Origin of the sequence: Thorsellia anophelis DSM 18579 (assembly GCF_900111395.1) — a bacterium.
GTDB lineage: Bacteria > Pseudomonadota > Gammaproteobacteria > Enterobacterales > Thorselliaceae > Thorsellia > Thorsellia anophelis.
Map to the genome: position 1 here is coordinate 185,215 of NZ_FOHV01000003.1, position 17,664 is coordinate 202,878.

Sequence of the window (17,664 nt, forward strand, 5' to 3'; positions counted from 1 at the left end):
CACTGGTCATTTATAGCTTTAAAATCTTAATTTTTTAAATTCAAAATTAGGTGTCTTTCGCATACCGAGTTGCATTTTTATGTGGCATTAGCTGTAAACCTTCAGTCATTGCCTCACTGAGCCAAGTTTTAGTCAATGTAAATTTCGTACTAATAAGCAAAAAAAGTTGTTTTATGATTGACTCAATCACCCCAGCGGCTAAATCACCTATGATAGGCGATAAAACTGTACCTATACCCGGTTCAATTTTTTCAATGAATTGATTTAGTTTTTGCAGTACATCAATATCGCCAGTTACTTCAAGTGCTTCTTCTTTAATAAGCGTCGTCAATTGTTGTTTATCTTTAAGTCGCAGCAATGTTTTAAAATCTGTCTTCAAGCAACAATCAGCCTCATACTCACAAGATACTAAAACATCAACACGTGTTGCGCTAAAAATAAGTGTAATTGGCTCTTCTAATTCTTTAATAAAAATTTCTAAAGAGGAACCTTCAATTGCTTGCTTTTGTTTTTTCAATGCAGGCTGAAGATATACCTGTTGATTAAAGATTGTTTCAGCAATAATTACGGCTAAACGAAGGGTATGGGATTTCGCTTTTTGCATCAACGATATTGAATTTTGACTTTCATCTTTAGGTTGCAATAAGTCGAGCATTAATGACGGAAGATGTGGCGCTAAGTGCAATAATGAATCAAGTTGTGGAAACTTTTTCGCAAAAGGGGGTTTAGGCAATTCATTAAATGCCTCAAAAAAACGGTTCATTTTGCTCTCCTGTTTTTACATCATGTGATTTTTTGGTTATCTAAGCTATTTTATGATTGCAACATAATCTAAAACTTGAATCCTCTATGCAGCGCAACAATACCGCCTGTCATATTAAAATATTCTGTTTGCGTAAAGCCTGCTGACTGCATCATTTCTCGAAGTGTTTCTTGGTTTGGATGCATACGTATAGATTCAGCTAGATATCGGTAACTATCCTCATCTTGTGCAATCACTTTGCCCATTTTAGGTAATATATGAAAAGAATAAAGGTCATAAATTTTACTCAGCGGATCAAATACTGGTTTTGAAAATTCCAACACCAATAGTCTCCCGCCTGGTTTTAATACTCGAAACATGGACTTTAATGCAGCATCTTTATCCGTTACATTACGAAGTCCGAAGGCGATAGTAATACAATCAAAATAGTTATCGGGAAAAGGAAGTGCTTCTGCATTAGCTTGAACATAACTAACATTCCCAACAACTCCTAAATCACGAAGTTTATTACGACCTACTTTAAGCATAGATTCATTAATATCTGCTAGAACAACATGCCCTGTTTCACCAACAATTCTTGAAAACTTAGCTGTCAAATCACCAGTTCCGCCTGCTAAGTCCAAAATAGTTTGCCCTTTTTTAACACCGCTACAATCAATAGTAAACCGCTTCCAAAGCCGATGAATTCCAAATGACATTACATCATTCATTACATCATATTTTTGTGCAACTGAATGGAATACCTCAGCCACTTTAGCGACTTTTTCTTCTTTTGCGACCGTCTTGAACCCAAAATGAGTTGTTTCAACATGAGATTGTTCATTACTTGTTTCAGGTGCCTTGTCGTCTGGCGTAATTTGATTTGACATAATATAAGTCCTTTATCTTGGTCTGTAGTATATTAACTGATTGCATCATTCATTACATTAGATACATTTACTGGCAAGGATCATCACATCAAGATAGGGATGATTTGCTTCTGTATTTAAATATTATAAACCCAATGAGACAAAGGATAAAATAAATCATATAAGTCATCATATAGGCTTGTGATGCCCCTAGTGTACCTTGCTTAGGAATGAGTAGAAAGGAAAAGAATATCAATAGCGAAAATTGTGAAACTTCTGCTAGAAAATAAAGTTTAAGGTTTGCCTTTGCAATAATTAAATAACCAAAAACATAACACCCTACCTTAAGCACATCACCTGTAAGTTGCCAACTAAATAAAGTACGCATCTGTGAAAACTCATTGCTAAATAGAAGCCAAATTACAACATCTCGCATTAACCACACAAGACTGCTCAGCAGTATCACCGCAGGCAAGGCAAATTTCAAACCTTTAACAACTTCTTTTGCCAGTATTTGACTATCTTTGATTCTTGAGAAAGTAGGTAATAAATAGACTGAAAACGCAGCTGTAATAAACTGTAAGTAAGCATCTGAAATCATGCTAACACTTTGCCAAAGGCCAACTTGATACATTGCTTTGTCTTTAATAAATGTCTGTTGGATTAAATTTACTATTTGTTCGGTATGTAAAGCGATATTCGATTGTCGTGTAGAGGCAATTACATCAAGATTACTTTTAAATCCATAAAATTGTGAAATTTGTTCCCTGAGTAAATAGTATGCCACAGGCATTGTCACAGCCGTCATTAAGGTCATGAGAGTAAATTTACTTAAATTAATGGCTGTTTCTCTATGCCAAGCAGGAAGAAACATTGCTAACGTTATTACCTTGCGTCGTTGCAAAAATACAATCGCTGGTAAAAATGTTGCGGCCGGAAGCAATCCTAAACCAACTAGTGCACCTGAAAATCCGAATGCTAATTGCAGACAAATAAAACCAATTAGCGCAATAAGGGCACCAATAATAATTGAAATAGCCGTGCCCTTTGCATCTCTATAACCTTTCAAAATAGCTAATATAAGATTGCTACCTGCAATCGTAAATTGTAAGACAGCAATGATCCTGATGATATTTGCATATTCTTGTGTTGCGAATAATAGATAGCTAATATGAGAAGCAAAGCTTAGAAACACAGAGCAAATTATTAAAGAAAATACCAATACTAGAGTAGAAGCGGTCCCTAAAAGCTGTTTAACGGCATGCTTATCTTGTTCTGCGTCAAATTGCGCAATATATTTAGTGACGCCATTAAAAATACCCGCACCAGCTAGCACACCTAAAACTGTTATAACTTGTCGGTAATTTCCAGATAACCCTACTCCTTGCGGTCCAAACTCAAGGGCCATCAATTTTCCAATAATCAATCCAATCAAAATTTTTACTAAAGTGGAGGCTGCAGTAAATGTGGAAGCTTTTGCTAATGACATAATAAAATAGGGTCTTCGTGAGTTTGGGATGGGCGTAAATACTATGCCTACAATTTAAACGCCCCAGATGGAGCGTCTTAATTTAATTTTAGCGGCAAAATACTTATAACGATTCTGAAAAATAACCTAAAATAGTACTAATGACTGTTCTTTGATCTATATCGCTTAGATTAAAGAAAAGAGGTAAACGTACTAATCTATTACTCTCTTGTGTTGTATATCTATCTTCACCATGAAAATAACCATACTGTTCACCAGCGGGACACGCATGCAAAGGAATATAGTGAAATACAGTCATGATTTCAGCTTCTTTTAAATAATCAATAAATCGCGTGCGTTCTTCTATATTTTTTAGCTTGACATAAAACATATGAGCATTATGAATAATATTATCAGGAATAAAGGGTAACTCAATTAATCCTTTCGAAGCTAAAGGGCTTAACGCATCGTAATAATTATCCCAAAGCTTAAGCCTGCGATCATTGATTGTATTAGCAGCTTCTAGCTGAGCCCAAAGATACGCTGCTTGTAAATCTGACATCAAATAACTAGAACCAATATCACGCCACGTATATTTATCGACTTGACCTCTAAAAAACTGACTACGATTCGTCCCTTTTTCTCTAATGATTTCGGCTCTATCGATTAAACTTTCATCGTTAATTAATGTAGCACCACCTTCTCCGCCTGCGGTATAATTTTTAGTTTCATGAAAGCTATAACATCCAATATGACCAATTGTACCAAGTGCTTTTCCCTTATAGGTAGACATCACCCCTTGGGCTGCATCCTCAATGACATAAAGATTATGCTTTTTAGCTATCGACATAATGGTATCCATTTCACAAGCCACGCCTGCATAGTGAACAGGTACAATTGCTCTTGTTTTATCAGTAATAGCCGCTTCTATTAAAGTTTCATCAATATTCATGGTATCTTTACGACAATCAACAAATACAATCTTTGCCCCCCTAAGGACAAATGCATTCGCGGTCGATACAAAGGTAAAACTAGGCATAATAACTTCATCGCCTGGTACTATATTAATTAAAATTGCGGCCATTTCTAATGAAGCGGTACAAGAAGGCGTTAACAATACTTTTTTTGACCCAAAGTTTTGTTCCATCCATTGTTGACATCTACGTGTAAACCCACCATCACCACATAGCTTTCCACTATTCATGGCAGAGTGCATATAGTCAAGTTCAGTCCCAACAATTGGAGGGGAATTAAATGGAATCATAAAAACCTCTTTAAATTTGAAATTATTCTAAAATAATAAACGCGCAATTGATCTAAGCTTATCATTTTTAAGTTATTTTATTTGTACAGCCAGTAAGAACTTGAACAAATATTCGCACCAGTTTTAATATATAGTCTAAGCGCTGGTAAATTGCTACTTTGCGTCGCCACGAATAAATTTTTTACTCCCTGAGCTTGGCTCCACCATTTTGCAATTGCTATCAATGCCGTACCTATTGGCTTTTTAGACTTACTCATATCTTGTGGGATTGCAGCTAACAATCCTATTCTAGCCTCAGCAGGAGACAAGAGTTTGAGAGATACAAAGCCTAAAATAGCGCCATTAGAATCTTTCTCACCTTGATTTTTATCACGAACAACTAAACATATCGTATCAAACGTCCCTAATACTGCTTTTTCAATCCAAGTAGCATAAAATCGACCACTATCTGTGGGTTGATACCACCTTGGTCTAAATCTACTACTATTAAATAGATTAGAGGCATGCACTTTCAGTGTTTCAATATCATCAATTCCCGCGACATCTACGATAATTTGATTGCCTGAAAATAAATCCATTTCGTTAAGTTTCGACAATCCTACTTGATTGCTGCCAAAAGAGAGATCTATTAAAGGTTTTGTCAAATCATAAGCTAAATCTATTTCGCCTTCAACTAGAGAAAATCCGCTCATAGTTAAAGCATCACACCAATGCGTTTTATACATTGGGATCTTACAGTGAACTAAGTCAAACATTCCCCAATTCAAAAGTTCTAATTGTGACCTCAATTCTGAACAATCATCATCTTGATTGTTATTTTCAGCTAGAATTAGTTTTCCGGTTTTAAGCGAAAAAAAATCGCTCTCCCATGAGAGCGATTCAAGTTTTATGTTCACAGGCTTTAAGTGCATGATACCTCGGTGATATTCACAGACAATTAAAATCTACTATTTAGCGCCAAACCCCTTTTGCATCAACAATCCACTGGTGTTTAACTTGTTCTCTAGGGATAGCTTTAAAAGGTTTATGATCAACTAATAATACTACTACATCAGCCCAATCTAATGCTGCTTGAACCTCTTTTAATGTCACTTTACCGTCAAATATAGCTGGAACCTCATGAATATTTGGTTCAACTATAGCTGTCTCCCCTTTGTGCCATTTTGCAATAGAATTAGCAATATGAAGCGCAGGACTTTCTCTTAAATCATCAATATCTGGCTTGAACGCTAATCCAAAACAGGCAATTTTAATTTTTTCAATAGGTAAGCTTGTTTCAGCGACACAATCTGCTACTCTTGCTTTTACTTTATCAAGTACCCAAGTAGGTTTTGCATCATTTACTTCACGTGCAGTTCGAATGATGCGCGCATTTAGAGGGTTTTGTGAAACAATAAACCATGGATCAACTGCGATACAGTGGCCACCCACACCTGGTCCAGGTTGTAAAATATTCACTCTTGGGTGTCTATTTGCTAATGAAATTAATTCCCAAACATTGATATCCTGTTCGTCACAAATAACAGAGAGTTCATTTGCAAATGCGATATTCACATCTCTATAACTATTTTCTGTTAACTTACACATTTCAGCCGTTCGAGCATTAGTTAACACGCACTCTCCCTTTAAAAAGAGGTTGTATAACGCCTGTGCTCTTTTAGAGCATTTAGTAGTTAATCCCCCAACTACTCTGTCATTTTCAAACAGTTCAATCATTACTCTACCAGGTAAAACTCTTTCAGGACAGTAAGCTATGTTAATATCCGCTGACTCGCCAGCTGTTTGCGGGAAAGTTAAATCAGGTCTTGCTTCAGCTAGCCACTTAGCCATTTGTTCTGTTGCACCAACTGGTGAGGTTGACTCTAACACCACTAGATTACCTGGAACAAGCACAGGCGCAAGCGCCTTTGTTGCCGCTTCAATATACTTCAGATCTGGCTCATAATCACCTTTAAAAGGGGTCGGGACAGCTATTAAAAATGCATCCGCTGCTTGAGTTTCAGTTGAAGCACTTAAGAAACCTTGTTCTACAGCATCTTTAACAACCTCTTCCAAATCCGGCTCAACAATATGAATTTTACCTTGGTTTATGGTCTCGACAGCATGTTGATTAACATCCACACCAAGCACATTAACTTTAGCTGTCGCAAATGCTGCTGCAGTTGGCAAGCCTATATATCCAAGACCAATAACGGAAACCGTTTTAAATTGCGCTGATAATTCACTCATGCTATTCCTTCTTTCAAGATGACTTAGTATAAAAAAAATGATTTAACCTAAAATTTCATCGCTTTAAGTGCAGATAAAATCTTTGTGCAAGCTTGCCCGTCACCATACGGATTATGAGCCTTGCTCATTGCGTGATACTCATCACAGTTTAAGAGTAATTGAGATACATTTTCAACTATTTTTTGAACATCTGTACCAACTAATTTCACTGTACCTGCACTTACTGCTTCTGGCCTTTCAGTTGTATCACGCATAACAAGTACAGGCTTACCTAGTGAAGGCGCTTCTTCTTGAATTCCACCCGAATCAGTTAGTATGATATGTGCATTCATCATCAAGTAAACAAAAGGCAAATAATCTTGAGGCTCTATCAAAAATACATTAGGAATATCTTTTAAAATACGATTAACCGGTTCACTTACATTAGGGTTAAGGTGGACAGGATATACCACTTGAACATCTGGATGTTTCAATGCTATTTGAGCAAGTGCTGTACAGATCCTTTCGAATCCGCCGCCAAAGCTTTCTCTTCTATGCCCTGTTACTAAGACCATTTTTTTATTTTTTTCTAAAAATGGATAACGACTTTCGAGCTCATTTTTCAAACTTACTTCATTAGATATTTTATCTCGCACCCATAAAAGCGCATCAATAACAGTATTTCCAGTCACATGAATTGCATCTGATGCAATGTTCTCTTTTAATAAGTTATCTCTAGAATTTTCAGTAGGAGCAAAATGAATCTGCGCTAAATGCCCAGTTACTTTTCTATTTCCCTCTTCCGGCCAAGGAGAAAATAAATTTCCGGTTCTAAGCCCAGCTTCAACATGCCCAACAGGAATTTGATGATAAAAAGCCGCTAAACTTGCAGCTAAAGTCGTAGTCGTATCCCCATGCACAAGTACAATATCAGGTTTAAAGTTTTCGAATTCTTTTGATAAACCCAATAATATTTTACTAGAGATATCAATAAGCGTCTGACCTGGTTTCATGATATTAAGATCCATATCTGGAGCTATTTCAAATAATCTCAAAACTTGATCAAGCATTTCTCTGTGCTGTGCTGTGACACATACTTTAGCTTCAAAAAAACTGTCTTTTGCGAGCGCGTGTACGAGCGGCGCCATTTTTATTGCTTCTGGTCTGGTACCAAATACTGTTAATACTTTCACTGAGCGTCTCTTATTACAACCATTTAAGGTTGGTAAAAATAATATTAATATTTTAAAACATAATAACTTATATGTTTCACATTGGATTGACTTTTGGGCCTCTGATAAGAGCTATACACACACCAACAAAACCACCAAATAAAGCTGCTAAAAATGCCCAAAAGACACGTCTAGGACTATCTGGAGTGATAGGTTCATAAGGCGTTCGTAAAAAACGAAACGCCTGATTAAATTGACTTATTTCTGGTAATTTTTCTAGTTCGTTTAATTTTAACTTATATTCATCTAATCGCACATCAAATTCCGGCCCCTTGTATGCTAGCTCACGGATTTGCGCGTTAATGTCTGCTATTTTGCTTTTAAGCAGTTCTATTTCATTAGCCCGTGCATCTGCTTTAATCGATAATTGCAAATATTCTGATTCTGCATCAGATAATTCATTATTTCTTTTTTGGAATATAATCCTAAATTTATCTTCTGCAAACATTGTAAGATCGGTAATAGATGATTCTAAACTTGATACTAACCTTTTGCGTACATTATCATTCTGTTTAGTTAATTTATTGATAACAGATTGATTTGCCTTATCAATATATAATTTCAGAAGACTACTAGACTCTTGTGCTGTTTCAGCTTTAAGTAATAGGGTATCTTGATTACCTTTTCTATCATCTTGAGCAACAAATTGTATATTTAGTATGAATTTTTCTAACAACGCTGCTTTTTCATGTTCCGTTTTTAAATCCTTACTCTTATTCAAATAATAATCCGAAGTCATCCAAAACTGTCGTTTAAAATCATAAGATGAAACTGTTTCAATAAACTGGCGATAAATAACATCATTTACGCTCAGTGCAATATCTTTTTGAGAACTATTCAAATCCAAAGAACTCACACTCTGTTCAATTGCAGCAAAATTACCAATCTCCTCAGAACCTGGTTTAATCGTGATAGCAGTTGCAGTCCAAACGGGAGTGATAAAATAGCTAAGCGCATATACGCCCACAGCAAAAAGAACTGTAGTGGCCATAATAATCCATTTACCATACCAGAGTGTCATGAATAATTTTTTAATATCTAATTCATCACTCACCACAGGCATATTTTGCACTGATTGATTGTTTTGCGTTTGATTCATACCTATATCATCCTAACGAATTGAATTATACGACACCGATTAATTAACAAATTGCTAACTGTGTTTTTTGCCTAATCTACGTTTCAACCTCTTGATGTACCTAGCTACTTTCCATGCCCTTTTGATGCAGATACCGTAAATAAAAAACGCACCAAAAAAAAGTAGCAGCATAAACCATTCAGGAACAAATGCTAACTCTTCACCTAGCACCCCAATTAGAGCTAACACGGCTGCTGCTAATGTAATTAATGCGAATGCTTGTCTCGAAGTGAAGCCAGCCCTCATAATTAAATGGTGAATATGCTGTCTATCTGCTGAAAAGGGACTAAGGCCTTTTTTAATTCGCCTATACATAATGGCTATCATATCCATTAAGGGGATTGCAATCAGCCAAAGTGCTGTCACAGGGTAAATTACTTTATTGTTAGTCTGCTCAAGCATTCCTAGCGGCTGACTACTAACTAACAGCATCCACAGAGCAGTAAAACCAATAAGTGTACTACCTGCGTCTCCCATAAAAACCTTATATCGCTTTCCAAGTAACCCTAAATTTAGCATAATATACGGTAATATCGCGGCTATCATAGCAAATGCCCATAAAGATAAAGCATATTGTTCATCCTGATATAATAAAATACCTAAAGCAGCAAACGTAACGCAGGATAATCCGCCTAATAAGCCATCTATACCATCAACCATATTAAAAGCATTAATTGCACCCCAAACAGCAAGTAGAGTTATAAGATACCCGAAATATCCTAACTTAAACTCAAAAAAACCAAACACATTCCCAAATGTTTCAAGAGAAATACCAGCGTAATACATCATCACAATTGCGACAACTGCTTGAATAGATGCCCTAAATTTTACGCTGATATCAAACCTATCATCAATAGCTCCTACTAACACGAGCAAACCAGCTAAACTTAAGTAAATACTAAAATGGGGGATTGTATTAAGAAGGGTGCTATACAAATATAAAAATATGATACCAGCAAAAACAGATATGCCCCCAACTAAAGGGATCGCACCTTGATGCTTTTTCCTAAAGTTAGGTTTATCGACTAAACCTATTTTTTTAGCAACTTTACGTGCTAAAAAAAGAAAGGCCAGCGAAAATATAAAAAGAACAATTAGCTCAAAAAACATTAGGTTTTCGCTCACTTAAATAACCGACAAGGTGACTGAGTTAACACACTTATTATTCACTCAGTTCACTCCGAATAAAATGCATGTAACTAAAATAACTTAAGAACGACGCATCATTGTAAAGAAGTCATCGTTAGTTTTAGTCATTGCAAGTTTATTAATTAAAAATTCCATTGCCTCAATCTCACCCATAGGATGTAGAATTTTACGTAAAATCCACATTTTTTGGAGTTCATCATTCGTTGTTAAGAGCTCTTCTTTACGAGTACCGGAACGATTATAATCAATCGCAGGGAAAACACGTTTCTCAGCAATTTTACGCGATAAATGCAGTTCCATATTACCAGTTCCTTTAAATTCTTCATAGATTACTTCATCCATTTTAGAACCTGTATCTACAAGAGCAGTCGCAATAATGGTTAAACTACCACCTTCTTCAACATTACGTGCCGCGCCAAAAAAACGTTTTGGTCTATGTAAAGCATGAGCATCAACCCCGCCTGTCAGTACTTTACCTGATGATGGCACTACAGTATTGTAAGCTCTTGCTAAACGAGTAATCGAGTCTAGTAAAATCACAACATCTTTTTTATGTTCAACTAAGCGTTTCGCTTTTTCTATCACCATTTCAGCAACCTGAACATGCCTATTAGCTGGCTCATCAAAAGTTGAAGCGATAACCTCACCTTTAACCATGCGCTGCATCTCAGTTACCTCTTCAGGTCTTTCATCAATTAGAAGTACGATTAAAACACATTCTGGATGATTATGAGCGATACTTTGGGCTATATTTTGAAGTAGCATGGTTTTACCCGCTTTTGGCGGTGCAACGATTAGTCCACGCTGTCCTTTACCAATTGGCGCAGCCAAATCTAGAACCCTTGCGGTAATATCTTCAGTAGAACCATTACCTCTTTCCATAGGCATTCTTGAATTTGCATGTAATGGGGTTAGATTTTCGAAGAGTATCTTATTGCGGGAGTTTTCTGGTTTATCAAAGTTAACTTCATTTACTTTAAGTAGCGCAAAATATCGTTCACCTTCTTTTGGTGGGCGTATTTTACCAGATATTGTATCCCCAGTTTGTAAATTAAAACGACGTATTTGACTTGGTGAAACATAGATATCATCTGGTCCGGCAAGATATGAACTGTCATTTGATCTTAAAAAGCCAAATCCATCAGCTAAAATTTCCAGAACACCATTACCTAAAATATCTTCACCACTTTTTGCATGCTGCTTTAAAATTGCAAAGATAATATCTTGTTTACGTAAACGAGCTAAATTTTCTAGCCCCATTTTTTCACCGAGCTTGACAAGATCAGCTACAGGTGTTTGATTTAATTCAGTTAAATTCATAAAGTGATTTCTATAGTATAAGTTGATTGATTGTTAGTTAGTTGAACGAAAGGAGGATGAAAAACAACTTGTTTGCACAAATTTATTTCACGAGTTAGTAAATTCATTTTGTATTCTTAAATGTTATGTCTTTAATGTTTTGAGTTAAAAGAACTGCTATTACTGCGATTCGGATAAAATTGAAAAATGCCATGACAGCTGACAATTTGAATTTATGCATACAGAGACCTATTGCACAATTTAGAAAGGATTCGATGAATATTTTCCGACGAGTATTTACAGTTGAAGACCTAATGATCAAGATTCTAAAGAAATTCTATGAAAAAAACAACAATTATTCTTATTTATGGTCAAATAAATAGCAACCTTAAGAAATCTGATACAATTCAAATTAAACCGTATTAGTTAAGATAAAGGCACCAGCCTGAATAGATGTATAGATTTCTTAGATAAACCTGAGTTATTATTTGAATCAATCTTCACTTTTTCATTACTAAAAATTAGATAGTTGAATCAATGAAAGCCATCACTTCAGATTTAGTTAAAGGACCTACTTTTGTTGCTATCACATTACCTGCTTTTAATATTATTAAAGTTGGAATACTCCTCACACCGAATTTCATAGGTACTTCTGGGTTATCATCAATATTCACCTTACCTATGATAACTTTATTTCCATAATGCTCTGCTAGTTCATCTAAAATCACACTCATCGTAATACAAGGTGCACACCATTGAGCCCAAAAATCTAACACAACATATTTTTTATCTATCACAGCGATTTGTTCATAATTATCATCGGTCACTTCGACAACAGTATTAGAAGACATTGCTCATCCTTATCAATTTTATCTACAGTTTTTAGTTTAGACTATCACAATTTAGATAGTAACATAGTAATAAGTCATTTAAATCATTATATAAACTAATTTACATTCATCATACTAGGGCTGACACCCCACGTAGAAGCTCGAGATAAAAGCGCAGCAAATAAACTCTATCGAATAAAACTAGAGTTTTAAATCAGTTAAATGTATTCCTTATTTTGATAATTATTAAATGACTTAAATAATTATCTTATCGTTTGTATTTAACACTGCTACAATCAAGCAAAACAAATAAGAACTAAGCCTGCTTACTTAAAGGATAGATTATAATGTTCCCATGGCTAGATGCAAACCTAATGTTATTACTTGTCTTTATTTTACTAGGCTTATTTAGCCAAAATCACACACTCGTGATTGCTGTCGTTGTTTTATTGTTAATTCGTTACACGCCAATTAAACCTGCCCTACCTTGGATAGAAAAATATGGATTAACGATTAGCATCACTATGTTAACTATATCGGTACTCGCACCTATGGTAAGTGGTAAGATTGATACAAGCAAATTTTTTACAAATATACTCGATTGGAGATTACTCGCTGCTGTTGCAGTTGGTGCTCTTGTTTCGTGGCTTGGAGGCAGAGGTGTAAATTTGATGACTTATCAACCTAAATTAATCACAGGTTTACTAATTGGTACCGTTCTTGGCGTTGCATTTTTCCGTGGAGTTGCTGTTGGGCCGCTAATTGCTGCTGGGATGCTATCAATTGTGCTCTTTTTTGGTGCTTCTGATTAAATTTCTGATTGGTTAAATCAATTATTTTGTCTTTCTTATACCTAAAATAGAAAGGTTTGCGTTATAATCTTGGAATGTCTAATTCTTAGCTGTTTTTTAAGCTCAATTATCATGCTAAACTAGACGAATTATTTTTTATTTTTATCTTATAAAGGAGAAAATCATGTCTGTAACTAAACTCGTTCTAATCCGCCACGGTGAAAGCCTTTGGAATAGTGAAAATCGTTTTACTGGTTGGACTGATGTCGATTTATCAGAAAAAGGAACACAAGAAGCGCGCGCTGCAGGAGAATTACTTGCAAGTGAAGGCTTTCAATTTGACTTTGCTTATACATCTGTTTTAAAACGTGCTATCCATACTCTTTGGAAAGTACTAGATGGCGTCGATCAAGCTTGGCTTCCTGTTGAAAAATCTTGGAAATTAAATGAACGTCACTATGGTGCGTTACAAGGCTTAGATAAATCTGAAACTGCTGCTAAATATGGTGATGACCAAGTATTAGCATGGCGTCGTGGCTTTGCTATTACTCCGCCAGAATTAACCAAAGATGACGAGCGTTATGCTGGTAAAGATCCTCGTTATGCAGGATTAAGTGAATCGCAAATCCCATTAACAGAAAGTCTTGCAACTACAATTGAGCGTGTTGTGCCTTACTGGAATGAGAATATCAAACCTCGCATCGCTCGTGGCGAACGTGTTGTGATTGCAGCTCACGGTAATTCTTTACGTGCTCTTATCAAACATTTAGACAATATGAGTGAAGAAGCTATTTTAGAACTTAATATTCCAACAGCCTCTCCACTAGTCTATGAATTTGACAGCAACATGAATGTCATTAAAAGTTATTATCTTGGTAATGCAGATGAAATCGCAGCTAAAGCTGCGGCAGTTGCAAACCAAGGCAAAGCTAAATAAGAAAATAAATCTAAGCTAGTCAGCTGACTAACTCAAGAATCTATTTAACAGGCCTGCATGCATCTGTATGCGGCCTTTTTTTATGCTAAAATCAACCAAAAAGTCTCATTAAGACCATATTAAATATAAACACATTTTGAATTTCACAGAGGAAAATCCATGTCAACTCATTCTCTTATACAACAATTGCGAGAGCGCGGACTTATTGCACAAGTCACCGATGAAAGTGCATTAGAAGAGCATTTAAATGCAGGCGCTATCTCTCTTTATTGCGGTTTTGATCCAACTGCCGATAGTCTTCACCTTGGCCATTTAGTCCCCCTTTTATGCTTAAAACGCTTTCAAGATTCTGGGCACAAACCTGTTGCCTTAGTAGGCGGCGCGACAGGGATGATTGGCGATCCTAGTTTTAAAGCTGCTGAGCGTAAACTGAATACGGCTGATACCGTCAAAGAGTGGAGTGATAAAATTAAAGCCCAAGTCTCTCCTTTTTTAGACTTTGATTGTGGCCAAAATAGTGCAATTGTTGCTAATAACTATGATTGGTTTGGTGACATGGATGTACTTGGTTTCTTAAGAGATGTGGGTAAACATTTTTCTGTCAATCAAATGATAAACAAGGAAGCTGTTAAACAGCGTCTTAATCGAGATGATAGTGGTATTTCATTTACTGAGTTTTCTTATAACTTATTACAGTCTTATGACTTTGCCAATTTATGTGGTGAGCATAATGTCACGTTGCAAATTGGGGGATCTGATCAATGGGGCAATATTACCTCAGGGATTGATTTAACCCGCCGCATGCATCAAAAACAAGTATTTGGGTTGACAGTACCCCTTATCACTAAATCTGATGGGACAAAATTTGGTAAAACAGAAAGTGGTGCAGTATGGCTTGACTCAAGTAAAACCAGCCCTTACGCATTTTACCAATTTTGGATCAATACTGCTGATGCTGATGTTTATCGTTTTCTTAAATTTTTCACGTTTATTCCTCTTGATGAAATTCAAGCAATTGAAGAAACAGATAAAAATAGTGGTCGCGCCCCACAAGCACAATACATTTTAGCTGATACAGTGACACAATTAGTTCATGGTGAATCTGGTTTAGCAGCTGCTAAACGTATTACTGAGTCTTTATTTTCTGGCGATATCCAATCCCTAACTGAAGCAGATTTTGTTCAGCTGGCACAAGATGGCATGCCTAAGGTAGAGTTAACAGCAGAAGATGATCTTCAGCAAGCATTAGTCAAGGCTGGTTTTGCTCCTTCTAGAGGACAAGCAAGAACCCTTATCAATTCAAATGCGGTTACTCTAAATGGAAATAAACTGTCTGATGCTGAGTATCAGTTTATAGAAACGGATAAACAATTTGGCCGTTACGCACTAATGCGCCGTGGTAAAAAACATTATTGCTTAATCACTTGGTAAATATGATTTGCATTAGGTGGACTTGCTGCCTAATGCAAAAATTTCGAACAATCCCACCTAATTTTTCAACTATGATTGCATATCATCTCATTTTACTCTTATCGAACTAATGTTGACATTGGGTCTGCATTCACAAAAAGGAGTTTATATGCGTAAAGTACTTTTTCTTAAATCGAGTATATTAGGTGGTTACTCTCAATCAAGTCATTTAGTTGATTATGCGGTTGAACAGTGGAAAAAATCACATCCAAACGACGTCATTACAGTACGCGACCTAGCAGTAGATAATTTGCCCTTTTTAGATGGCGAATTAGTTGGCATGCTTGCACCTGCAGAAGGGACAGTTCTTACTGATCGTCAAAAATCTGTTCAGGCGACTTCAGATGCACTTATCGCACAACTAAAAGACCAAGATGTCTTAGTATTGGGCGTTGCTATTTATAACTTCAATATTTCAACACATCTTAAAAATTATATCGACTTGATTTGCCGCGCTGGTCAAACCTTCAGATATACTGAGTCTGGCCCTATTGGTTTATCTGGTGTTAAAGAAGCGCTTGTATTAAAAGCTAACGGCGGTATTTATGGTGAAACGCACTCTTCGATAGCTTATTTAAAACAAGTGTTAGGTTTTATTGGAATCGAAGAAATCAATTTCATCAGTGCTGAGGGAATGGGTTATGGTGATGAAGTTAAAACCAAATCGATTGCTGATGCAAAAGCTGCGATTGATGCTTACTTATCAAAATAAGGCGTTCTAACGCCATTAATAATCGCCTCACTTAACGCATTATAAAATACCGATTAAAAAACTAACTAAAGCTAGATTTGATTAATCGGTGTTTTATTATTGTGTTAAAGGCATTAAAGATCATGGAAAATTTCAAGCGCATCGGCTAATTTTTTGACTCCAAAGACCTGCATGTTGTCAGGTGACTTTTTAGGCATATTGCCAAAAGGCACAATTGCTCTTTTAAATCCATGTTTTGCAGCTTCAGTAATACGCTCTTGTCCACTTGGAACTGGTCTGATTTCACCCGCTAACCCAACTTCACCAAACACAACTAAATCTCTTGGAAGAGGTTTATCTCTAAAACTTGAGACCAATGATAACAATAACGCTAAATCAGCACTCGTTTCTGTTACTTTAACCCCTCCAACCACATTAACAAACACATCTTGATCAGCCATCAATAGTCCACCATGTCTATGAAGTACAGCTAAAAGTATCGCTAATCGATTTTGCTCTAAGCCCACAGCCACACGTCTTGGATTTCCCATGAGAGAATGATCGACTAAAGCCTGAATTTCGACTAAAAGAGGCCTTGTTCCTTCCCAAACTACCATAACTGAGCTACCGGAAGTCAATTCTTCACCGCGACTTAAAAATATCGCTGAAGGATTACTAACCTCTCTTAACCCCTGCTCTGTCATAGCAAAAACACCAAGCTCATTGACTGCACCAAATCGGTTTTTATGACTTCTTAAGGTTCTAAATCTTGAATCACCTTCGCCATCAAGTAAAATTGAACAGTCAATACAATGCTCTAATACCTTTGGTCCTGCTAAAGAGCCATCTTTTGTAACATGTCCAACCATTATGATAGCAACCCCTCTTGTTTTTGCAAAACGGGTTAAAAATGCAGCCGTCTCTCGGACTTGAGCAACACTCCCAGGTGAAGACTGAATCTCAGCCATATGCATCACTTGTATAGAATCAATGACCATCAAGGCAGGATTTTCTTGTTCAGCAAACAAACAAATTTGCTCAATACTGGTTTCTGATAGCATGTATAAATTATCAGTGGGCAAATTGAGTCGCTTAGCACGCATAGCAACTTGCTGCAAGGATTCTTCACCCGTAACGTAAAGCGTTTTCATCCTTGTTGCGAGCTTAACTAAGGTTTGCAACAAGAGTGTACTTTTACCAGCACCTGGGTTCCCGCCAATTAAAATCGCGCTACCGGGTACTACTCCGCCCCCTAATACCCTATCAAATTCAATAAATCCAGTAGAAAATCTTGGTAGTGCCTCGAGTGAAATCTCTGACAGTTTTTGAACTTTGCTTGCACCATCTAATCCTGCATACCCAACTCTATTGGTGTGGCTTGATTGAGTGGATGCAAGACGGACTTCCGTAATACAATTCCAGCTATTACAGGCGCTGCATTGCCCTTGCCATCTTGGATAATCAGCGCCACAGTCATTACACACAAAAGCGCGTTTTACACTTTTAGCCATCTATATCATACCTTAATCTCGTGCCTTTGCTTTTTTATGATTAAACTAGAACTGCCGATTAAATC

General features: G+C 36.5%; 16 protein-coding genes. 4 read left to right on the forward strand and 12 right to left on the reverse strand.

Going from position 1 to position 17,664, the window contains the following annotated elements:
• Positions 1-46: 46 nt before the first annotated feature.
• The 11 genes from BMW37_RS02895 to trxA all read right to left on the reverse strand — a co-directional run bounded on the left by BMW37_RS02895 (position 47) and on the right by trxA (position 12,220).
• Positions 47-763 (reverse strand): ubiquinone biosynthesis accessory factor UbiJ, encoded by a 717-nt coding sequence (locus tag BMW37_RS02895; protein ID WP_093317662.1) that lies wholly within the window; start codon positions 761-763, stop codon positions 47-49.
• Positions 764-831: 68 nt separating this feature from the next.
• Entirely contained in the window at positions 832-1,632 is an 801-nt protein-coding gene (ubiE, locus tag BMW37_RS02900; RefSeq protein ID WP_093317664.1) for a bifunctional demethylmenaquinone methyltransferase/2-methoxy-6-polyprenyl-1,4-benzoquinol methylase UbiE, read from the reverse strand.
• 88 nt (positions 1,633-1,720) lie between these two features.
• Complete coding sequence (locus BMW37_RS02905; protein ID WP_093317665.1) at positions 1,721-3,100, reverse strand: MATE family efflux transporter; 1,380 nt, start codon at positions 3,098-3,100, stop codon at positions 1,721-1,723.
• Between the two features lie 103 nt (positions 3,101-3,203).
• Positions 3,204-4,343: a dTDP-4-amino-4,6-dideoxygalactose transaminase gene (gene rffA / locus BMW37_RS02910; RefSeq protein ID WP_093317666.1), complete on the reverse strand. Its 1,140-nt coding sequence runs from the start codon at positions 4,341-4,343 to the stop codon at positions 3,204-3,206.
• Between the two features lie 77 nt (positions 4,344-4,420).
• The gene (gene rffC, locus BMW37_RS02915; RefSeq protein WP_093317667.1) at positions 4,421-5,254 is read right to left on the reverse strand and encodes a dTDP-4-amino-4,6-dideoxy-D-galactose acyltransferase; all 834 of its coding nucleotides are present in this window, start codon (positions 5,252-5,254) and stop codon (positions 4,421-4,423) included.
• A gap of 40 nt (positions 5,255-5,294) precedes the next feature.
• Positions 5,295-6,572: a UDP-N-acetyl-D-mannosamine dehydrogenase gene (gene wecC / locus BMW37_RS02920; protein WP_093317669.1), complete on the reverse strand. Its 1,278-nt coding sequence runs from the start codon at positions 6,570-6,572 to the stop codon at positions 5,295-5,297.
• Positions 6,573-6,619: 47 nt separating this feature from the next.
• Complete coding sequence (gene wecB, locus BMW37_RS02925) at positions 6,620-7,744, reverse strand: non-hydrolyzing UDP-N-acetylglucosamine 2-epimerase (RefSeq protein ID WP_093317670.1); 1,125 nt, start codon at positions 7,742-7,744, stop codon at positions 6,620-6,622.
• Positions 7,745-7,820: 76 nt separating this feature from the next.
• Positions 7,821-8,882, reverse strand: a complete 1,062-nt coding sequence (locus BMW37_RS02930; RefSeq protein ID WP_093317671.1) for an LPS O-antigen chain length determinant protein WzzB — start codon at positions 8,880-8,882, stop codon at positions 7,821-7,823.
• Between the two features lie 54 nt (positions 8,883-8,936).
• Positions 8,937-10,031: a UDP-N-acetylglucosamine--undecaprenyl-phosphate N-acetylglucosaminephosphotransferase gene (wecA, locus tag BMW37_RS02935; RefSeq protein ID WP_093317672.1), complete on the reverse strand. Its 1,095-nt coding sequence runs from the start codon at positions 10,029-10,031 to the stop codon at positions 8,937-8,939.
• Positions 10,032-10,130: 99 nt separating this feature from the next.
• On the reverse strand, positions 10,131-11,390 hold the full coding sequence (rho, locus tag BMW37_RS02940) for a transcription termination factor Rho (protein ID WP_093317674.1): 1,260 nt from the start codon (positions 11,388-11,390) through the stop codon (positions 10,131-10,133).
• A gap of 500 nt (positions 11,391-11,890) precedes the next feature.
• A complete protein-coding gene (gene trxA, locus BMW37_RS02945) occupies positions 11,891-12,220 on the reverse strand; it encodes a thioredoxin (protein ID WP_093317677.1) in 330 nt (109 codons plus the stop codon).
• A 326-nt stretch (positions 12,221-12,546) separates the two neighbouring features.
• On the opposite strand from trxA, the gene BMW37_RS02950 reads away from it, so the two are divergent.
• The 4 genes from BMW37_RS02950 (at position 12,547) to BMW37_RS02965 (ending at position 16,109) form a co-directional block, all read left to right on the forward strand.
• Positions 12,547-13,011 carry a DUF441 domain-containing protein gene (locus tag BMW37_RS02950; protein WP_093317679.1) on the forward strand — a complete coding sequence of 155 codons (465 nt, stop codon included), beginning with the start codon at positions 12,547-12,549 and terminating at the stop codon, positions 13,009-13,011.
• A 163-nt stretch (positions 13,012-13,174) separates the two neighbouring features.
• Positions 13,175-13,927 (forward strand): 2,3-diphosphoglycerate-dependent phosphoglycerate mutase, encoded by a 753-nt coding sequence (gene gpmA / locus BMW37_RS02955; protein WP_093317681.1) that lies wholly within the window; start codon positions 13,175-13,177, stop codon positions 13,925-13,927.
• Between the two features lie 159 nt (positions 13,928-14,086).
• Positions 14,087-15,358 carry a tyrosine--tRNA ligase gene (gene tyrS / locus BMW37_RS02960; protein WP_093317682.1) on the forward strand — a complete coding sequence of 424 codons (1,272 nt, stop codon included), beginning with the start codon at positions 14,087-14,089 and terminating at the stop codon, positions 15,356-15,358.
• A 148-nt stretch (positions 15,359-15,506) separates the two neighbouring features.
• A complete protein-coding gene (locus BMW37_RS02965) occupies positions 15,507-16,109 on the forward strand; it encodes an NAD(P)H-dependent oxidoreductase (RefSeq protein WP_093317684.1) in 603 nt (200 codons plus the stop codon).
• Between the two features lie 113 nt (positions 16,110-16,222).
• On the opposite strand, the gene radA is transcribed toward BMW37_RS02965, so the two are convergent.
• A complete protein-coding gene (gene radA / locus BMW37_RS02970; protein ID WP_093317685.1) occupies positions 16,223-17,599 on the reverse strand; it encodes a DNA repair protein RadA in 1,377 nt (458 codons plus the stop codon).
• Between the last annotated feature and the right edge of the window lie 65 nt (positions 17,600-17,664).